Annotated in this window: 27 protein-coding genes and 1 CRISPR repeat array; all 27 genes read right to left on the reverse strand. The window is 37.5% G+C overall.

Annotated elements, in window-relative coordinates; all coding sequences use genetic code 11:
* Window positions 1–51: 51 nt before the first annotated feature.
* A CRISPR array of direct repeats spans window positions 52–417; the repeat unit is 32 nt; unit sequence ATTTCAATCCACGCACCCACGAGGGGTGCGAC.
* A 293-nt stretch (window positions 418–710) separates the two neighbouring features.
* The 27 genes from HGPG_RS07740 to HGPG_RS07870 all read right to left on the reverse strand — a co-directional run bounded on the left by HGPG_RS07740 (window position 711) and on the right by HGPG_RS07870 (window position 16,736).
* Complete coding sequence (locus tag HGPG_RS07740) at window positions 711–1,013, reverse strand: hypothetical protein (protein WP_019125497.1); 303 nt, start codon at window positions 1,011–1,013, stop codon at window positions 711–713.
* 125 nt (window positions 1,014–1,138) lie between these two features.
* Window positions 1,139–1,432 carry a hypothetical protein gene (locus HGPG_RS07745; protein WP_019125498.1) on the reverse strand — a complete coding sequence of 98 codons (294 nt, stop codon included), beginning with the start codon at window positions 1,430–1,432 and terminating at the stop codon, window positions 1,139–1,141.
* A gap of 105 nt (window positions 1,433–1,537) precedes the next feature.
* The gene (locus HGPG_RS07750; RefSeq protein WP_019125499.1) at window positions 1,538–1,732 is read right to left on the reverse strand and encodes a hypothetical protein; all 195 of its coding nucleotides are present in this window, start codon (window positions 1,730–1,732) and stop codon (window positions 1,538–1,540) included.
* A 451-nt stretch (window positions 1,733–2,183) separates the two neighbouring features.
* Window positions 2,184–2,423, reverse strand: a complete 240-nt coding sequence (locus tag HGPG_RS07755; protein WP_019125501.1) for a hypothetical protein — start codon at window positions 2,421–2,423, stop codon at window positions 2,184–2,186.
* Complete coding sequence (locus HGPG_RS10605) at window positions 2,420–3,670, reverse strand: glucosaminidase domain-containing protein (RefSeq protein WP_019125502.1); 1,251 nt, start codon at window positions 3,668–3,670, stop codon at window positions 2,420–2,422. Before HGPG_RS10605 ends, HGPG_RS07755 begins: the two co-directional genes overlap by 4 nt.
* 48 nt (window positions 3,671–3,718) lie before the next feature.
* The gene (locus HGPG_RS07770; RefSeq protein ID WP_019125503.1) at window positions 3,719–4,063 is read right to left on the reverse strand and encodes a hypothetical protein; all 345 of its coding nucleotides are present in this window, start codon (window positions 4,061–4,063) and stop codon (window positions 3,719–3,721) included.
* Window positions 4,064–4,114: 51 nt separating this feature from the next.
* On the reverse strand, window positions 4,115–4,249 hold the full coding sequence (locus HGPG_RS10610) for a CD1375 family protein (RefSeq protein ID WP_261794321.1): 135 nt from the start codon (window positions 4,247–4,249) through the stop codon (window positions 4,115–4,117).
* Window positions 4,250–4,322: 73 nt separating this feature from the next.
* Entirely contained in the window at window positions 4,323–4,430 is a 108-nt protein-coding gene (locus HGPG_RS10615) for a CD1375 family protein (protein WP_019125505.1), read from the reverse strand.
* Between the two features lies 1 nt (window position 4,431).
* Window positions 4,432–4,794 (reverse strand): hypothetical protein, encoded by a 363-nt coding sequence (locus tag HGPG_RS07780; protein ID WP_019125506.1) that lies wholly within the window; start codon window positions 4,792–4,794, stop codon window positions 4,432–4,434.
* A complete protein-coding gene (locus HGPG_RS07785) occupies window positions 4,787–5,122 on the reverse strand; it encodes a hypothetical protein (RefSeq protein WP_019125507.1) in 336 nt (111 codons plus the stop codon). Before HGPG_RS07785 ends, HGPG_RS07780 begins: the two co-directional genes overlap by 8 nt.
* A gap of 27 nt (window positions 5,123–5,149) precedes the next feature.
* Window positions 5,150–5,419 (reverse strand): hypothetical protein, encoded by a 270-nt coding sequence (locus HGPG_RS07790; RefSeq protein WP_019125508.1) that lies wholly within the window; start codon window positions 5,417–5,419, stop codon window positions 5,150–5,152.
* Window positions 5,420–5,430: 11 nt separating this feature from the next.
* Window positions 5,431–5,976: a hypothetical protein gene (locus HGPG_RS09990; RefSeq protein ID WP_019125509.1), complete on the reverse strand. Its 546-nt coding sequence runs from the start codon at window positions 5,974–5,976 to the stop codon at window positions 5,431–5,433.
* Window positions 5,977–5,981: 5 nt separating this feature from the next.
* Window positions 5,982–6,809 carry a putative phage tail protein gene (locus tag HGPG_RS07800; protein ID WP_019125510.1) on the reverse strand — a complete coding sequence of 276 codons (828 nt, stop codon included), beginning with the start codon at window positions 6,807–6,809 and terminating at the stop codon, window positions 5,982–5,984.
* A gap of 1 nt (window position 6,810) precedes the next feature.
* Window positions 6,811–7,155: a phage tail fiber protein gene (locus HGPG_RS07805; RefSeq protein ID WP_019125511.1), complete on the reverse strand. Its 345-nt coding sequence runs from the start codon at window positions 7,153–7,155 to the stop codon at window positions 6,811–6,813.
* Window positions 7,148–8,206, reverse strand: coding sequence for a baseplate J/gp47 family protein (locus HGPG_RS07810; protein WP_019125512.1), 1,059 nt, complete (start codon window positions 8,204–8,206; stop codon window positions 7,148–7,150). The genes HGPG_RS07805 and HGPG_RS07810 overlap by 8 nt, the downstream gene beginning before the upstream one ends.
* Window positions 8,207–8,210: 4 nt before the next feature.
* The gene (locus tag HGPG_RS07815; protein WP_019125513.1) at window positions 8,211–8,654 is read right to left on the reverse strand and encodes a DUF2634 domain-containing protein; all 444 of its coding nucleotides are present in this window, start codon (window positions 8,652–8,654) and stop codon (window positions 8,211–8,213) included.
* A 2-nt stretch (window positions 8,655–8,656) separates the two neighbouring features.
* Complete coding sequence (locus HGPG_RS07820) at window positions 8,657–9,037, reverse strand: DUF2577 family protein (RefSeq protein WP_019125514.1); 381 nt, start codon at window positions 9,035–9,037, stop codon at window positions 8,657–8,659.
* Window position 9,038: 1 nt separating this feature from the next.
* Window positions 9,039–10,415, reverse strand: coding sequence for an XkdQ/YqbQ family protein (locus tag HGPG_RS07825; protein WP_019125515.1), 1,377 nt, complete (start codon window positions 10,413–10,415; stop codon window positions 9,039–9,041).
* Window positions 10,412–11,032, reverse strand: coding sequence for a hypothetical protein (locus tag HGPG_RS09995; RefSeq protein ID WP_051010655.1), 621 nt, complete (start codon window positions 11,030–11,032; stop codon window positions 10,412–10,414). The genes HGPG_RS07825 and HGPG_RS09995 overlap by 4 nt, the downstream gene beginning before the upstream one ends.
* Before the next feature lies 1 nt (window position 11,033).
* On the reverse strand, window positions 11,034–13,133 hold the full coding sequence (locus tag HGPG_RS07835) for a phage tail tape measure protein (protein ID WP_019125517.1): 2,100 nt from the start codon (window positions 13,131–13,133) through the stop codon (window positions 11,034–11,036).
* Window positions 13,134–13,298: 165 nt separating this feature from the next.
* Complete coding sequence (locus HGPG_RS07840) at window positions 13,299–13,709, reverse strand: phage tail assembly chaperone (protein ID WP_019125519.1); 411 nt, start codon at window positions 13,707–13,709, stop codon at window positions 13,299–13,301.
* Window positions 13,710–13,713: 4 nt separating this feature from the next.
* A complete protein-coding gene (locus HGPG_RS07845; RefSeq protein ID WP_019125520.1) occupies window positions 13,714–14,151 on the reverse strand; it encodes a phage tail tube protein in 438 nt (145 codons plus the stop codon).
* An 11-nt stretch (window positions 14,152–14,162) separates the two neighbouring features.
* Window positions 14,163–15,272: a phage tail sheath subtilisin-like domain-containing protein gene (locus HGPG_RS07850; RefSeq protein WP_019125521.1), complete on the reverse strand. Its 1,110-nt coding sequence runs from the start codon at window positions 15,270–15,272 to the stop codon at window positions 14,163–14,165.
* Window positions 15,265–15,699: a phage tail terminator family protein gene (locus HGPG_RS07855; protein WP_019125522.1), complete on the reverse strand. Its 435-nt coding sequence runs from the start codon at window positions 15,697–15,699 to the stop codon at window positions 15,265–15,267. Before HGPG_RS07855 ends, HGPG_RS07850 begins: the two co-directional genes overlap by 8 nt.
* The gene (locus HGPG_RS07860; RefSeq protein ID WP_019125523.1) at window positions 15,696–16,133 is read right to left on the reverse strand and encodes a hypothetical protein; all 438 of its coding nucleotides are present in this window, start codon (window positions 16,131–16,133) and stop codon (window positions 15,696–15,698) included. Before HGPG_RS07860 ends, HGPG_RS07855 begins: the two co-directional genes overlap by 4 nt.
* Window positions 16,121–16,459, reverse strand: a complete 339-nt coding sequence (locus HGPG_RS07865) for a phage head closure protein (protein ID WP_019125524.1) — start codon at window positions 16,457–16,459, stop codon at window positions 16,121–16,123. The genes HGPG_RS07860 and HGPG_RS07865 overlap by 13 nt, the downstream gene beginning before the upstream one ends.
* Window positions 16,452–16,736 carry a head-tail connector protein gene (locus HGPG_RS07870; RefSeq protein ID WP_019125525.1) on the reverse strand — a complete coding sequence of 95 codons (285 nt, stop codon included), beginning with the start codon at window positions 16,734–16,736 and terminating at the stop codon, window positions 16,452–16,454. The genes HGPG_RS07865 and HGPG_RS07870 overlap by 8 nt, the downstream gene beginning before the upstream one ends.
* Between the last annotated feature and the right edge of the window lie 18 nt (window positions 16,737–16,754).

Genomic DNA, 16,754 nt, shown 5'->3' on the forward strand with positions numbered 1-16,754 from the left:
CCCACGAGGGGTGCGACCTGTTCCTTTTCTGATTTGTTTATTGTCCAATTTATTTCAATCCACGCACCCACGAGGGGTGCGACGAGGTTTGAAAAATTATACATGCCTAGATAATGCATTTCAATCCACGCACCCACGAGGGGTGCGACAAGACAGTTGACGAGGCTATAAGAAATGCCTACAAGATTTCAATCCACGCACCCACGAGGGGTGCGACAAATGTGCCGTTTCGTAAGCGAACTTCGACGATACATTTCAATCCACGCACCCACGAGGGGTGCGACCAAGAAATACGAGATAAATTCCGATGCCAGAGTGATTTCAATCCACGCACCCACGAGGGGTGCGACGCGGCAGGCGTCACAAAAGAAGCATCAGAAGAAGAATTTCAATCCACGCACCCACGAGGGGTGCGACCAGAAAAACCTGATTGCATCCTAGCTGATGATGTAGAATTTCAATCCACGCACCCGCGTACACAATGGAGAGGCGTGATTTTAATACAATATTTTTAAAAACTACAAAATCAGAAATTTACGCAAAAAAATAATAGATCCATAATTAGATCTATTATTCTTGAAAATTATTTAATTAGTGATATTATTAAATTAATATCAGTTGTACTGAGTGGATTGAAAAAGAAAATATAAAAAGACATAGCTAATATGTCAAAGAAAGAGCTGCATCTTCACAGCTCTTTTTTCATTTTATTAATCTATTAATACTATCCCTCCATACACTCCTATACAAGCGTATCCTTTTTCTACCATATAATCAATGGCCATTTCTTCGAAGTTTCCCCAGTAGTTTACTGGTTCTGATTGATACCAGTCACTTAACCAAGATTCCATTTCTATGTCTATATAACCTATAGTTTTGTAATCTCTTCTATAACCATGCATAAACTTGTGAGAGAACACTATCCCTTCTCCAGAATAAATATCTGCATTTACATAAATTCTATTAGTTTCGCCTTCTGATACCTTAATTTTTCCAAAATTTCTTAATTTCATTTTTTATCCTCCTAAAATTTGTTATAATAGGAGCAATCACTTCTAGCGGAGTGGTTACTCTGGATAGTCGGTTGAGTCGCCAAACTTGTAACCGACTATCTTTTTTTATTTGTTTAATGTTTTTGTTATTTTACAAAATTAATTTTTATTGAGTAGTCCTCAACTTCGTAAGGTCTATCATAGCAGCCTGTAAGCCAGTCAATATATGCTTCTTCATCTCCGTCAAATTCTTGGTAGTCGTAAGCTTCAACAACTTGTTTATCAACTTTTTCTTCAAATCCTGCTGCATCTACTGGTAGGACGTATGCATCGTAAGATCCGTCGTTTTGGTCGTAGTCAATTTCAATCTTGCAATCTTTCTCTTCTCTTACAAATTCTAAAATTTCTTCCAATTCTACGTTTACTTTAATTTCCTTCATTTTTCTTATCTCCTTTGTTTTTTTAATTTGTTATTTCCTTACTTCCTATATTTATTATATATCCCGATATAGATTAAGTCAAGTGTTTTTAAAAAGTTTTTTTAATTATTTTTTATAATTTGGATTTTCGTTTTTAAAAATTTCCACCAACTCTTCTACCTCTTCTAAGGTTTTTGCATACTTTCTAGCATAAGTTCTGGCATTGCCCTTATTTCTGTGATACCTTCTAGCATCTGGATTTTTTTTAGCCCAGTTATCTATTGCCCTTCTTTGTGCTTCAGATGTTTTTAAATCTTTCAAATTATCATCTCCCTATTATCAAAATTAAGCCAGCTATAACAACTGCCAACTCTAACAATCTAAATATTAGCTTACATAATTCTTTTAACATTTGATTTTATGAATGTTTTAGGATAAAATTTTATAGAGAAGAGAGGTTTACCTCTCTATCTCTATTGCCTTAGAATCATTTTGATTACTGTAATCAACGTTCCGATTTCTAAGACTAGCTGCGTGATTTGCTGAACTATTTCACGCAGCTTTTTTATTTTATCTTCTAAATCATTCATCCCCTCACCTCTCTTTCTTTACTTATATTATATACCCCGTTATAGATAAAGTCAAGAGTTTTTAAAAATTTTTTAAATATTTTCAATAAAAAATAGCCTAGGAATCAACTTCCTAGGCTTCTTGTATTTAAAAACATAATTTAATTCTACTATTTTATTAAAAGTTACATACGTACTAAAATTTAATCTTCTTTATAGTCCTCTGTATTAATTACATTAGTGATATCAGTTGGCTTACTATCTGCCATACCTTCAGACAACATATAAATACATAGACCTCCAACTGCTGAAACTAAAGCTACTACTCTCTCTGTCGTTTCTGGTGCAGCATTTGTAAATGCAATTAAAGCAATAACAACTGCACTAATGCATGCCCAAAACTTACGACTTCCTAACTTCCTTAAAAGGTCTTCTTTCTTCATTTTTCCACCTCTCTTTGCTTATCATATCTTCTTATCATTGATATAACCTGTTCACGGGTACAAACACCACCAGGGTTACTTCCGTCAGTAATTCCTTTTTCCTTGCCCCATTCCCAGTCTTCCTTAGCCCAATCTGATGGGACTGTGTTATCTCTAGTCACGATTTTTCCCACTCCTTTGTCGTATTGTTGCAAGCCTAATCTCTCTATAAGTTGAATTAATTTATGGCCATAATTTAAATCTGTAGCATATCCACACTCTCTAAGAGCAAGTGCTTGCGTTTTATAATTTTTAGCTTCTAAGACTTTTCTATAATTTTCCCTTCTCCAAGGTGTTGATACAAAAAACTTATCGTGATCTTTAATAGATTCTAAAAAGGATCCATACTTTCTAAAGACAGCGGTAATTGTATAGACCTCTCCATTTGGTTTTTGTTCCTTGGTTTGTTTCTTGTAGACTTCCCCAGTCCAGTCCTTAGATGCCTTAATTCCAAATAAATTACATGCTTCCTTCGCAAGTGAGGACTTACCCCAGTTACTTTCTAAGATAGCTTGTGCAATAGTCACAGACGGCAAAATATTAAGTTTTTGTCCTTTAAGGCTATCAACTATAGACTGGATAAATTTTTCTTCAGTAAGTTCAACTGGTGGATTTTTAACTTCTCCAGTTTTTTCTGCAAGTCCGTAAAACTCTGCTATGGCTTTTGCTACTGCATTTGCTGTCTTATCAAGATTTTTACGATAAATAGTCGCATCTTGTAAATTGTCATGAAAAACATGCTCAACTATCATATTTTTCTTAGCATAACCAAGTCTTAATATTCCATAATAATTAGATCCATTGTTATTTCGCCTGTATTTTGTGCCACGATTTGGAGTACCTAAAGCACTAGACACATAAGCACAAATCTTATCCCCAAGGACCTTGCAAGACTCCTTAGGGTTTGTAGAGTCCCAGACTTCCACACCTCTTACATTGCCTCCAGCCGCATTACTGTGGACTGATAAAAGCAAGTCATAACCTCTTGCCATAAATCCTCTGGTTTTAAGACTTGGATTTTGCCAGATATCGCTTCTAGTCATATCAACTTTAAAACCATACTTCTCAAGTGCAGGCTTTAAAAAATCCCTAGCATAGATAAAGTTGCAATCTCCCTCATTACAATAGGGTAGATTATCAACCTGTTTAAAACCTCTGTTATGTGCAGGTCCACCGCCATGTCCAGGGTCTAGCATTATTTTTATCATTTTATCAACTCCTTTATTACATAATAAAAGGCAGCTTCTAAAGCCGCCTTACTTTCTTAATTCATCTAAAATTTTATCTGCTTTATCGTCATGTTTATCTAGTTTTTTGTGGAGTTCTCGGTTGTAATAATCAACCTTACTAACTGTATCAGCTACAATTCTGTTAGTTGTTGCAACTTCTTTTGTAGCTTCAGATAGTTTATCTATTGCAGTGTTTAGTATTTGATTGTCCAGTATTAGTTGTTTCAGAGTGTCAGTTATTTCCTTCATTTCTTGGCTTCTTCTCTTGTCGTTTTGTACAATTGTATACACAAAGACTCCGAGGAAAACCACGATAATGGCTCCTGCAACCCCTAAAGATGTATAAAGTTCTTCTATTGTCTTATACTCCATATGTCACCCTCTTTTACAAAAATTTAAGGGAGGACTAAGCCTCCCAAATTATTATGCTTCTTCCTTTGCAAGTTCTCCCATTCCTAAATCTTCAAGACACTTTCTAGTTCTTTCTTTTAGGCACATAGGCACTTGTGCAAAAGTTCTTTTGCCATGAATGATTAGTGTTGCATATACTACGTCCATTTCTACACCCCCTCTCCACATAAATTTTAGTATTAAAAAAACACTCCCAAAGAGTGCTACTACTAAGCCTATTTTATTTTTCATTTTCAAGAGCCTTTTCAACTTCTTCTCTTAAAATTGTTGGTACTTGGTCGATTGTTCTTTTTCCCATTTTGATTAGATATACATATACTGCTACCATCTTATTTACCTCCTAAATTTGCTTCATAAGTTTCTGCAAGTGCAGTCATAACTGCAAGTTTATCACTTTCTAATTTTTCATAAATTTCAGCTTGTGCCATGGCGGATTGAATTTTAAATTCTTCTAATTCTTTTTCAATCTTTTTTGCTGCATCTGGCTCATCTTCCTCTTTAGGTTTCTCTACTGGGTCGTTGTTTCTTTCAGCGTATAACCTGTTAATTTCTTCCCTTTCTTCTTCCGTTACTATTACAGGATTTTCAACAGTTCCCTTTTTGCCTGTAACTTCTTCCACGATTTTAAAACCTAAATTTTTATCTAGTGGCTCCCATAATATTTCACAACCACTTTGTATGATTTTATACATTCTTTACCTCCTCAGAAATATCAAATACCAGGCAAGTAAAGGCAAATGTTCCGGAATAAGAATTGTAGTAATATGCAGTAATTTGAGACCCAGGAGTTGCATAAAACCTTTTAGTTCTGCCAATATCGGGCTTTCCTTCCTTATTAACCAACGCTCCTACGTTTGCTAATTCGAAACCATATCCATGGTGAGCAACTCCCGGTGTTCCTGCCCCTACAATCTCTACTATCATGTTGTTATCAAGGTATCCGACCCATAATTCTCCGTCTGGTACTTTTATTTTTTCATTTTTTTTCATCGCTGCTGCAATTGTTCTTTTTAGTTTCATGCTAAGGACACCTCCTTAGCTGAGTTTTTATTTGATGCTAAAAGCCAACCCAACAACTGGTACAGGCCCACCAGAATATAACTTAAAAACTGTCCCCCCCCCCATTCTAAACGGTGTGCCTGCTGCACTTGTAAGATTATTAGTCTGGTCAAAGGCATCTGATATTATTTTAAAATTTCCCCATATATTGTCTCCTTTTGCGGGTTTAAAAATTACAACACTCCAAATTTCGTCGTCTGGGACTGTTACTGTTTCGTGTTCTGTTAAAGATAAGTTTATCGCTCTTTTATATTTCATATTATCACTCCTTAACTAAAAGCAAGTATTTGCTCTATAATGTCACTGTGTATTTCTTCTATTATTTGTTTTTTATAAGCATCTAAGAGGCTATCAACTTCTTTTTTTGTGTATCTCTGTTTCATGGCATCTTCTAAAGCCTTGCCCCTGGCACCATCAAAGGCGGTGTCCTTGACCTCTCCTATCTTAAGTTGAGGAGATATCTCCACATAAGTAGACCCAGTCCATCTGTAAATCTTACTTCCAGATTTATCAACATAGAGTTTTTTGACATTCCCAGTAGATGGGAAATTACCTCTTGCCCCATACATCAAGACATCTTTGTAGATATCAAGGTCAGGTAGTTGACTTACAAGGACTTTACCCTTGTCGTCAAGGTCTGCCTTTTTCTTTAAAAGATCCATCAAGTTGACCCCGTCTGTATTCAATACATCAAGGGCATCGTTGACAGCCTTTATCAGCTTGTCAATCTCGTCCATGTTGAAGTTCAAGTCACCTACGATTACATAATCATCTGGATCTGGCTTGTTTAAATTATAATTTTTTGTTTTTTGCACCTATATCACCCCTTGTACTCATTAAATTTGTTCCAACTTATTGGCTCTAAATCTCGCCATCTTATATCTTTTGTAGCTTCCTTCCAAGTCCTTTGAGTGTAAGTAAATTTCCAGTCCAGGTCTGCTGGCATATTAATTCTAAGCATCCTCTCAAACTCATCAAGATTATTAGGTAAGCCATTTGCCACAAAGCGTATTTCAAAGACATAAGGATTTTCTGTTTTTAAAACCTCAACCCCTGCATCATTATTAGAAAAGGCACTACATAAGCCTTTTATAGCTTCCTCGTCTGTCTGTTTGTGCATAAGATTTAGGACTGCCTGTATCTGCCTTCTCCTTTGCTTGTAGGATATGTCAGGGTCTGTCCTTATACCAAGTCGCTCCTCAAAGTAAGGTAGCATCTCTATGGCACTATCAAGATCAAGATTTCTGTCAACCCTTGCTACTTGCTCTTCCATGTATCGGTAAGATACATCAAGGACCTTGCAAAGATTTATAAAAGTTGGATTTATCTTGTCATACCAAGGTAAAAAGTAGATTAGCATTTCAAAGAAATTAATAGCAGATACAAAAATCGCTACCTGCATGTCCGTTTCTTCTTCAAGCACTAAGGTCTTGGTCATAAGTTCTGACACTAAAATAGAGACATCACTCATTTCTGTGTCTGTCTCCATTCCAACCTTACCTCTATCAACTTTTATTCCCTTGGCTTCTAATTCCTGATCCATCTCCATAAGTACCAGGGCAAAGTCTTGCCACTGGTTACCCCTTAAACTAGACCAGGTCCTTTTTTTGACTGTCCCATAAGAGGACTCAAAAATTATCTTGCTCATACTATCTCAACCTTATAATCATATAGCCTCTAGGTATCTTGTACTGACTTGCTACCCCTATGGACTTAACTACTTCGGGAATCCCCTCCCAAATCTTGTTACCACCACTTAGAGCATCATAGAGACTAATCTTTGTTATGTTGCCCCAGTCCTCTTGGGCAATGGGAAATTCAATATCCTTAGAGTTTTGCACTTGCCCATTGGACGGCTCTGTAAAAGATACAGCAACCCTCTTATAAGATCCTGCTTTAACTTCCTCTGTGTTTTCTAAGGCACAGTAGACTTTCCTTGTTATAAGACTTTCTTTTAAGACCCTATTCTTTTCAACCATTTGCATATTATTCATTTGTTGTCACCCCCAAGCTTTCTATTTCTGGCACTTCAGTTTCTTTCATAACTACATTTCCCATACTGCCATTAAGCTTTAAGTTGTCATAGTCAGCAACTCCAGGGACTTTAAGTATTTCAGCTCCCACCTTGGCATAAGAAATTTTATTTTCCTTAAAGGATATACTATAAAAGTATTTCTCTATCCTGTTTTTTATTTCTTCCTTAACCTCAATTAGGTTTGCGTTTTGAGTGAGTTTAATTTTTACATCGACTTTTACTTTTTTAGTCGTCGCACTCTCAACCGTTAGGCTCTCATATCTTATAGGAGCTTCTTCCAGGATATGCTTCTTGACCTTTTCTATGAGATCACTTCCCACAGCTTTTCTATCAAGACCAATCACAACGACCTTGACAGTTCCGCCACCTTGCCAAGTCCTAAAGACCTTAGCGTTCCAAATTCCGTCAACTTCCGTTGCCCATAGTTTATAGTGGGCAGGATTGCCAGCCTTTGGTGGGTGGAGTAATTTCTCCAGGTATCTTTCTCTTAAGTCATCGTCAGTTTCTTGGTCGTAGCCGTTCATAATTTCCTTGGCATTTGATATGTTGTCCACTCCCACTATTTGAGGATCGGATTTATCTATGGCATTAGGTAAGACATTGGCATCTCCACCATAAGTTACAGACTTAACCTTAACCGTGATGTTACCTGTATCAGGTATTGTATAGTCTTGGTCAATTGTAAATTCGATACCACCTGCTAAAAATACCGTGTCTTTTGGTATGACAGTATTAGGGGTTCCAGTTACTGTTACTTCCCCAATGGACTGTGTGGCTTGTTTCCTTTTGATACCTGCTATCTGTAAGACCCTTGCATCAAGTTCCTCGTCCTCGAGATTCATAACGTCAAACTTTTTAAATAGTTCCAGGATAACCCTTTGGAAGTCCTCAAAAACAATAGCCGCCGCCGATAAGATGTCATAAGAAAAGCTATTAGGAGTCTTGTCCTCAGTGTTACTTAGATTACTAAGCATCGATTGTAAAAATTCTTCTTGCGTTTTTTCTTGCATTTACTCACCTCCTAATACTTAGATTGTTTATTTCTAATTTTCCATAAATTGTTATGGCTCTAAAATCTATATATAGAGTTCCTTCCTCAAACTTAACTCTAAATTCTTCCAGCCTTATGATGTAATCTTCCAAGGCTCTTTTGATTGCTTCTTTTACAAATCTTTCTGCCTCTGAATTTACATACCCTTGAGTATAGGCTTGACCTATTAAGGTTTCTAACTCATGGCCATAGGACCATGGAAAGACTACCCAACGATACCTCTCACTCATAAAGAGTTTCCAAAGTTTAACCTTTAAAGCCTCGTTTTCATAGACAAAGTACATCTTCCCGTCCTTTGTCTTAAAACTTGCTGTGTCCATATCGTAAGCATATTCCTTAGCTATTGGCACTTCTATAAAATTTTCTTTGACTAGCTGTGGATCCATAAAAGGATAAAAATCTGCCATACTTACCACCTCGCTATCTTATAAATTACATAGAGGGTTTGCTTGTCCTTGGACTGTAAGCAAGCTACCAAGTCCCCAGCTTTTAACTCGTCCTTAAAGATGATTTTTGCCTTTGGAAAGCTACCTTGCACGTGGGAATCTCCCCTGCTGTCACTGCCAGTTAGTTGAGTCATAGGGATCTCTATTTCCCTTGTATGACCCTTAACCCAATATTCGTCAAGTTTGATGTTGTTTTTCTTGTAGTCGATGTCCCTAACCTTAACTACTAAGTCAGGTAGTGGACTTATGACCTCTCCAGTCTCACAGTAGGGTAAAACCTCTATTTCGGGACTAGGGTCAAATAAATTTACAATTTCTTGTGCACCATTTTGTTTTTCCTGCATCTTAACCCCCTACATATCTATAAGCCTTGGAAAAGGTCCTGCCTTTTTGATTACTTATACATACTCCACTATATCCCAGAATCCTTTTGCTAACTCCACCAGACTCTATTATCCTTGTGGCATCATACTGCATGGCTACGTGTCCTTTTTGCCAGAGGACGTCCCCAGGCTGTCGCTCGTTAAAAGGTATCTCTTTAAAGCCTAAAGCCTTAGGGTTACTCCTTATTCCTGCCGATGTAATTCTACTTGGTAGATTTGCCCCTGCTTTATTATATGCCCATGTTACGAAACCAGAGCAATCCACTCCAGTCTTAGGGTTCGTTCCACCCCACTTATAGTGAGTTCCTTTGATTGACTCTCCTATTTGGATTGCTTTTTGTCCTGTGGATCCACTAACTTTTACACTTGATGCACTTTCTGTCACATCTTCTTCAGATTCTTGGGACGTGTCGATGTCCTCCATAACATTGTCATAGGATAGTTCCAAATCCACTACATGATAGTTATTTGCAAAGGTGTGCTTATCGGATATGATGTAAAATTTACCATTAAGACCTGTAAAAGGCTCTTTGATGATGACTGCATTACCTGTTATAAGGTCAAAGTCCCCTTTGACTCTTACACTTGCAGTCCTTTCAATGTCCTTTAACATTCCCTTGGCTCTTGCTTCTGGGTCCTCGTCTTTTTCTTGGCGGTAGACTTCTACAATTCCACCTTCCACATCATTAGTAACCTCGCCTATTTGTTTTCCTTCCGTGTCAAACATTTTGACTTTAGAAACCACATTTTCAGAGTTTTCTCCGTATGTTGCATTATAGAGATTGCTTTTTCCATCAAGGACATACTTGGCAACAATTTTACCTTGCTCTACTATGTCAACTGCTCCGTTATTCATGCGTATCATATAAGGCTTGCCTGTCTTTTCATTTTCCATCTTGTAGGCTGTAAAGACTATATTATAGATTGTTTCAAGGTCAAATTTCCTGTCTATTGGGCTTCCACTTTCTGCCTTGCCTACACTAAGTCCTATGGATCCAAAAGCTTCTCTTGCTATGGCATCAGGTGTTTTTTTCTCAAAGTTAAAAGTTCCCTTGCTCTTGTTAGCAAGTATCAGCTTATCAAGACAGGTTACAGACATAATGTTATTGTCTATAGATTTTTCTTTGCTAAAAACAAATCCGTCAAAGAGTACCTTTCCGTCGTTATTAATAAGTTGGACCTTTTCGTTCATCGGGACTGTGATTTTTGGTAGGTTTTTGTCCGTGCCACTTACGACAACTCCAAAGTCTAATTGTCTTGCAGCTTGTCCTTTATCTCCACCCCAAGTGATCTCGTTATAAAATTGGGAAATATCCTTGCCATTAAGTATTAGTTTCATAGCTTGATACCTTTCCCAGCAATTAATTTTTTAAGACCACTTTGTTTTAGGAGTTGCTTGCCATTTTTACCATTACCAGTGATTTTTTTACCTAGAGACCAAACTGTGTCGTATTTCCCAATTGTCAAAAGTGCCGCAGTCGGTGCTACTACTCCAGCAAATCTTTTAATGTCATTTGCCTTTATTGTCCTTTTAATTTCTGGTGGCTCATACTCTGTGGCTTCTATTCTTACATACTCACTAAGTGCAAGGCTGTAATAGACATCCCCTGTTCCGTCTTGCTCTCCACTGGTATAGCTATCAATTAAGACTTCAAAATTGTGTGGTGTTTCTGTGATTATTAGTCTTATAGGCTCGTCAGAGTTTGCCCAATTTCTGATTTTGTCGTCATAATAAAATGGGTCTAGGACAACGTCACTAGACTCCAAAAAATCATATTCTTTACTTGGGAAAAAACTCTCAATCGTAAGACTTCTAAGACCTTTTTTACCTTTGAGATTTACAGTTCCTACCTCGTTTAAGGTCTCGGTATTATTATTTTGCGGCTCCTCGATGTTATAAAAGGGAGTGATTGGGAGCCTCAACCTCTCACCTTGATGTGTTAACCATACTTCCATATTAAGTTAAGCCCCCAATCCTATTTTGTTTAGCAATTTTTAATTTATTTGCTATTCCATTAACTATCCTGTCTATGTCGGCATCTTCCCTTACTACAACTTGGTCAGCTATCTTAGGGATTGTTATGTTGACATTGTTGTTCTTGGTATTGCCCATCTTGTAGGCTTCTGCCACTGACTTATCATGTGGCATTACCCTAGAGCCTCTTGGCAAGTCAACAATTTCTCCGCCTCTTTCGTGGACTTGTACAAGTCCGCCCTTCCAGAAGTTAGTACCTTTCGCTAGTTGAGGTATTAGAGGGATATTGATTCCCTTACCACCTGCTATAGGTACCCAGTCAGGCACTTGGATTTTATTAAGTCCACCAATACCACGGTTGATAAAATCTATAACTCCACTCATGACAGTTTTTACAAAACTTTTAACTCCACCAAAGATAGTTTTAAAAGCACCAACTACACCAGTCCAAGCACTGTTCCAAGCACCTAGAAAAGTACCAGTTATAAAAGAGATGATGCTATTAAATAGGTTCTTTGCACCATCAATAAATCCTTTTATGACTTCTACAACGTGATTAAATACGTTACCTGCGACCTCTTTAAAGTGATTAAAACTTTGCACTACTGCATTTATAACCTTGGTAACTACTGGTTTAACCTTTTTCCAGTTGGCAATTAATAACGCTATTGCCGCAACAACAGCCATTATTGCCCAGCCTACTGGTCCAAGTCCTATGACAAATTTACCAAGTCCTAAGGCTCCTTTGCCTAGCACTTTTCCAAACTTGCCAAAGCTTTTAAACATTATTCCAAAACCACTTTGACCGAACCACTTAGTTATGCTTCCCGCTTTACTAACCGCTTTGGAAAAATCAAGAAGTCTATAATTTATTTTACCTGCTATAAAAAACACCTTGCTAAACCCAAGTATTATAGGACCAACTGCCGCCGCCATACCTAGCCACTTAACAATATTTTGTTTTTGTGTGTCAGATAGATTTGTAAACCAATCAGTAAGCTTTTGTACCTTGCCAATGGCTTTTTCTAGGAGTGGTCCCCAGATACCTGCTGAGGCATTAAAGAGGTCAGCCCCTGCCATTTTCAAACCATTAAATAATTTTTTAAAGTTGTCTATTGGGTCTTGGGTTTCGTCAAAGGTTCTCCCCACAACTCCCTGGGCATTTTTAACCGCATCAGCGAAAGAGTCAAAATCTAAAGCACCTCTGTTTATTGCATCAAGCATAAAGGTTGCTCCTCGCCTTCCAAAATATTCCGAGGCGATGTTTACTTTATCCGTTTCAGATTTAGCCCCTTGGAGTTCTTTTTGTAATTTCTTTAACCCCTCATTCATGCTAAGTCCATCTTTTGCAAAGGCAACCTGAGCCCTCGACATATAGGACATAGTCTTGCTGGTGTCAATACCTGCCTTTTCTAACCCACCAAGTAAAGCTGTTGCTTGTTCGACTCCTATTCCCATAGCCTTTAATTGAGGTGCCGACTTAGTCAATGATTCAAATAACTTATCTGTTCCTTGCCCAGTAGCCTGAGCAGTTGCTGTAACTGCATCTAGGACCTTGTTTAAGTCTTTAGCTTCAAGTCCATAGGAATCCATAGCTTGCTTAGCTTGGACTGATGCTTGTGTGATATCCTGCCCGTTGATTTTAGCAAACTTAATCATATATTCAGAGGCACCCTCTAAGGCTTTGCCTGTAAGTCCAAATTGGGTATTTACTTCCCCAACTGCATCTCCTATTTCTTGGAGGTCTGCTGGCACCTTATTGGCTAAGTTTTTAAAAGTCCCCTCAAAGGCTTTCATGTCTTTCCCAGTTGCACCAGTTTTTGTTGCTATGGTGTCAAGTGCATCGTCTACTTCTTTCCATGCTTTTGTACTTAAGGCACCAACTGCAACTATGGGAGCAGTAACATACTTAGTCATGGTTTTTCCAAGGCTATTAAGGCTTTTACCTGTCGCCCACAACCCTTCAGCAGTTTGTTTATAGTGTTTTTGAAACTTATTTAGATGCCCTTCCATAACTTCAAGAGGCTTGGAAAACTTGTCTACAAGTCGCAAAGTTGCATCAAATATTCTACTTTTTGCCATATAAGTCCTCCAATTCCTTTTGTTCTTTTTCTAACTCTTCTATCTCCCTTAGAAAAAATGCCCTAGTGATTATTTTTTCTCCATAGGGCATCTTAAGGTATTTATAGGGACTCCAACCCTTTTCTTTGTACAGCCAATAAGCAGTCTGCACGTGTGGATTGGAGTCTATGAGTTTTTTACTTTACTTTCTTCATCCTCATATCCAGATAAATCTTCTATTGCTTCAGATAGAGTGTCCATTTCGCCTGATAGCATAAGCTTTTCTACAAGTTCATTAGGTGTTTTTGCCCCAAACCTCTTTTGTAGGTCTTGGTTTTTAAATACATCAGGACAACCCTCTACAATAGTTCTTAATTGTGCTTGGTATTTAATAAGATTAACCTTGGCACTATTGCCCTTACGCATTGTTATATCCATCATGTTTTCAGAGATTTCTCCTGCAAGGGCAGGATCTAAGGCTTGGATAGGGAAAATAAATTCTTCCCCACCCAATTTATTTAGTCTTATTTTCTTTTCGCCTCTTGGCATTTGCACCTTGCCAGCATCAAATTGCATTAATTTTTCTACTGCGTTCATCTCATCACTCCTCTATAAAGTCATATAGTTCGTAGTGTCTAAAGTTAAATGGGATAGTTTCTTCCAAAGCCTTAGCATGTTCGAAGTCAAATAATGTCAATTCTGTAAATGTTACATTTTTAAGCATTATTCTTTCTGCACCTAAAGCAGTTGGGTCATCTAATTTACCCATAATTTTTACAACTGGTGTTCTACCTTGTGACAACTTAGTGTGCATTAGTTGGATCCCAATTGATGAGTATTTTCCCATTGTAAGTGATCCAGAGCCTTCAAGTTCTAGGAGTTTTTTCCCCTTCCAAAGGTCTCTAGGTCTTAAAATATCGCCATTTGTCATAGCTACCTTAGCTTCAAACTTTGTAAGGGTAGCTAGGTAAGTGTCATCTATCCATACTTCCCCAAAAGTACCATTGATGACTTGTTCGTCTTGTATATCTCTTATCATATTTCCACCCCTTAAATTACTACATCAAGTTCGATTTCTTCGATGGCATCAAGGATTTTACAGTAAGCCTTGATAAATACCTTATCTTTAGTGTCGGCTTCCTTGATTTCCTTAAGATCCATTTCATCAACATTTCTTCCATCAACAGTTTCGTAAGCTATTGACTTCAAGAAAGCTTTTTGTGCTTCGATGTTGATTTCTACGTGAGATGAGCCTTTAGCTAGTAACCCATCATTTTCAAGGACTTCCATATAGCCCTTAATTGCGGATAAAAGTCTTGTCTTGCTGTCAATGTCATTGGGATACTTACCAATATAAGAGTCTTGTGCCGCCCATTGGATATCGTCAGCCATAGCATCCATGATGTCTACAATCTTGATTTTTCTAAAGGATTCTCCCTCGATTTGGCTTGTAGTTACAAGAGAGTTAACTCCTCTTGCTACCTTGATTTTTTCGCCGTCATTTAAAAGTACAAATTCACCCTTGCCAATCCTTTGACCTATCTCTTCTTGTGTGTAGTGAGTACAAGCCTTTAGTTCTGGTAGTGGTGCATAAGTACAAGCAATTTGCATTGGTGTACCTGCTATAAGACCTGCAATTCTTGATGTGTACTCATTTGTCTTATATTCTTTTTCTCTAGTGCTAACACTTGGCATTGTAAAGTTGATGATTTTCTTGTTGTCAGCGTTGACGTTAGCTGCAACAAATTTACATCTCTTATCCTTATTGTCATTAAGTGTCTTTATCCAAGTTGCAATCTTTTCACTGTCAGTCTCATCTGCAAAAGGCACTGCAAGATAGTCCCATCTTAGTGTTTCAAGCATTTTAAATGCTTCTGTTGTTACGTCAAACTTAGGTTTGTCAGCAGTTTCAGATTGTTCTACTACGACAATTAGTTTTTTAGGTGTTTTTTGATATCCCATAAGTGCCAACTCAACTTGTTCTCTGTTCTTTTCAGATAGGTCCTTAGGTATGTCAGATGCCGTATAGATGTCATAAGTCCCCTTCATTTGCTTTTCTTGGAGGACTAGAGCAACAATACCTCTTACACTTCTACCAATTCTGGCAGTTCCTTGTTCAATAAAGCGTATGTGTAGATATGGTAAGCCTAATTTAGCCATTTATATCTCTCCTTTCATATTTCATATATAGTTCTTGCATTAATTCGTAATTAATGTCTTTTTTCAATTTATCCACATAAAATCCAAGTTCAAAAGTGAAAAATAGGGCATTGTCCTCTATATACCAAGAGTTATTGGTAATTAGTAGGTATAGATCATTAATTTTTAAGCTGTAATTAAAGATTTCAGAGAGTTTATCCCCTATTTCCATAAGTGAGTTTTTGTCTGCCTTTTGGTACTGGACTACTACTCCATAGTTGACATAATCGTTAGTATTTGAGTAGGATTCCCTCTCAAAAGTTTCAAAGTAGACAAAAAAATAAGACTCTTTAAAGTCTTGTTGTGCCTCACTATTTAATACTTTTTCCTTAAAATTCTCGTGGATCTTCTTTGTGATACCTCTTTTGAGGTCTTTTCCTTTTATCATCCAAACACCTCGTCAAAGAGTTCGTCTATCATTTTTTCTTGGTCTGCGATTATTTCTGGACCTAACTGGTCCATCTTCTTCTTGTAGAAAAATTTACCCTCTACATAGTCCTTGCCTTTTTTCTCTTTTGGATTGCCTCGTCTTCCGACTCGGTGTCCTCTTTCCACTACTCCAAAAATAGGTGACTTGTTCCTAATTCTTTTGACGTAGACCCCTTGTTCTTTAGTGGTTGGCTCAGCAGTCCACTTGCCTTTTAACCTTTGACTAGGTTTTTTGGCAATGTTAGATACTGGAGTGGCGGACTTTAACTCTTTTACAACTTTTCTTCCAAGCTTGTCATACCTATCTATGATTAAGCCTGGTGCTTTTTTCTCTAAGAGTTTTAATTTGTCCGCAAACTTATCCAGTCCTTTAATTTCTGTTAACTGTGCCATAGGACCACCACTTCCATATACCTATTTTGGATAGTAGGCTCAATAAAGGGTGCGATGTAGATGATTTCTGCCCTAATTCCGTTAAATTCTACATAGTCATTAACCTCGATGTCATTTCTCTTTCGCATCTTAAATCTATAAGTCATTTCACTTTCAGATTTTCTGTTCTGCAAAAATTCTCTTCCGGTTGTAGGTATGAGTTCCACCCAATCCTTGCATATAAGCTTAGGTTTTTGTTCATATTCTCCTACATAGTTTAAGACATCTTCCGTTTCTGACCTGTCATAAAATTCAACTTTTACTCGGTTTCTTCCTGGGTTATACATTTGCATCACCATACTCTAATTGAGTTATCATACTTCTTACGATGTAATTCATTTCAAGGTTTTGCCCCATCATATACCTCTCATCATATAGATTTTGTATGATTACAAGCTTGACTATTTCAGCCCTCGCTTTAAAGTGGTCATTTTCCTTTTTCTTGAGATAATCAGTTACTCCAGCTACGAGATAATCTTCGGCTACCTGCATTAAGTTAGTCAGATAGCCGTCATCATCATCGTAAGTCACTCGCAGATAATTTTTTACATCTTCAAGGGTCATAATTTACCCCCTTTTTGC

The organism is Peptoniphilus grossensis ph5, from assembly GCF_000311825.1.
GTDB lineage: Bacteria > Bacillota > Clostridia > Tissierellales > Peptoniphilaceae > Peptoniphilus_A > Peptoniphilus_A hominis.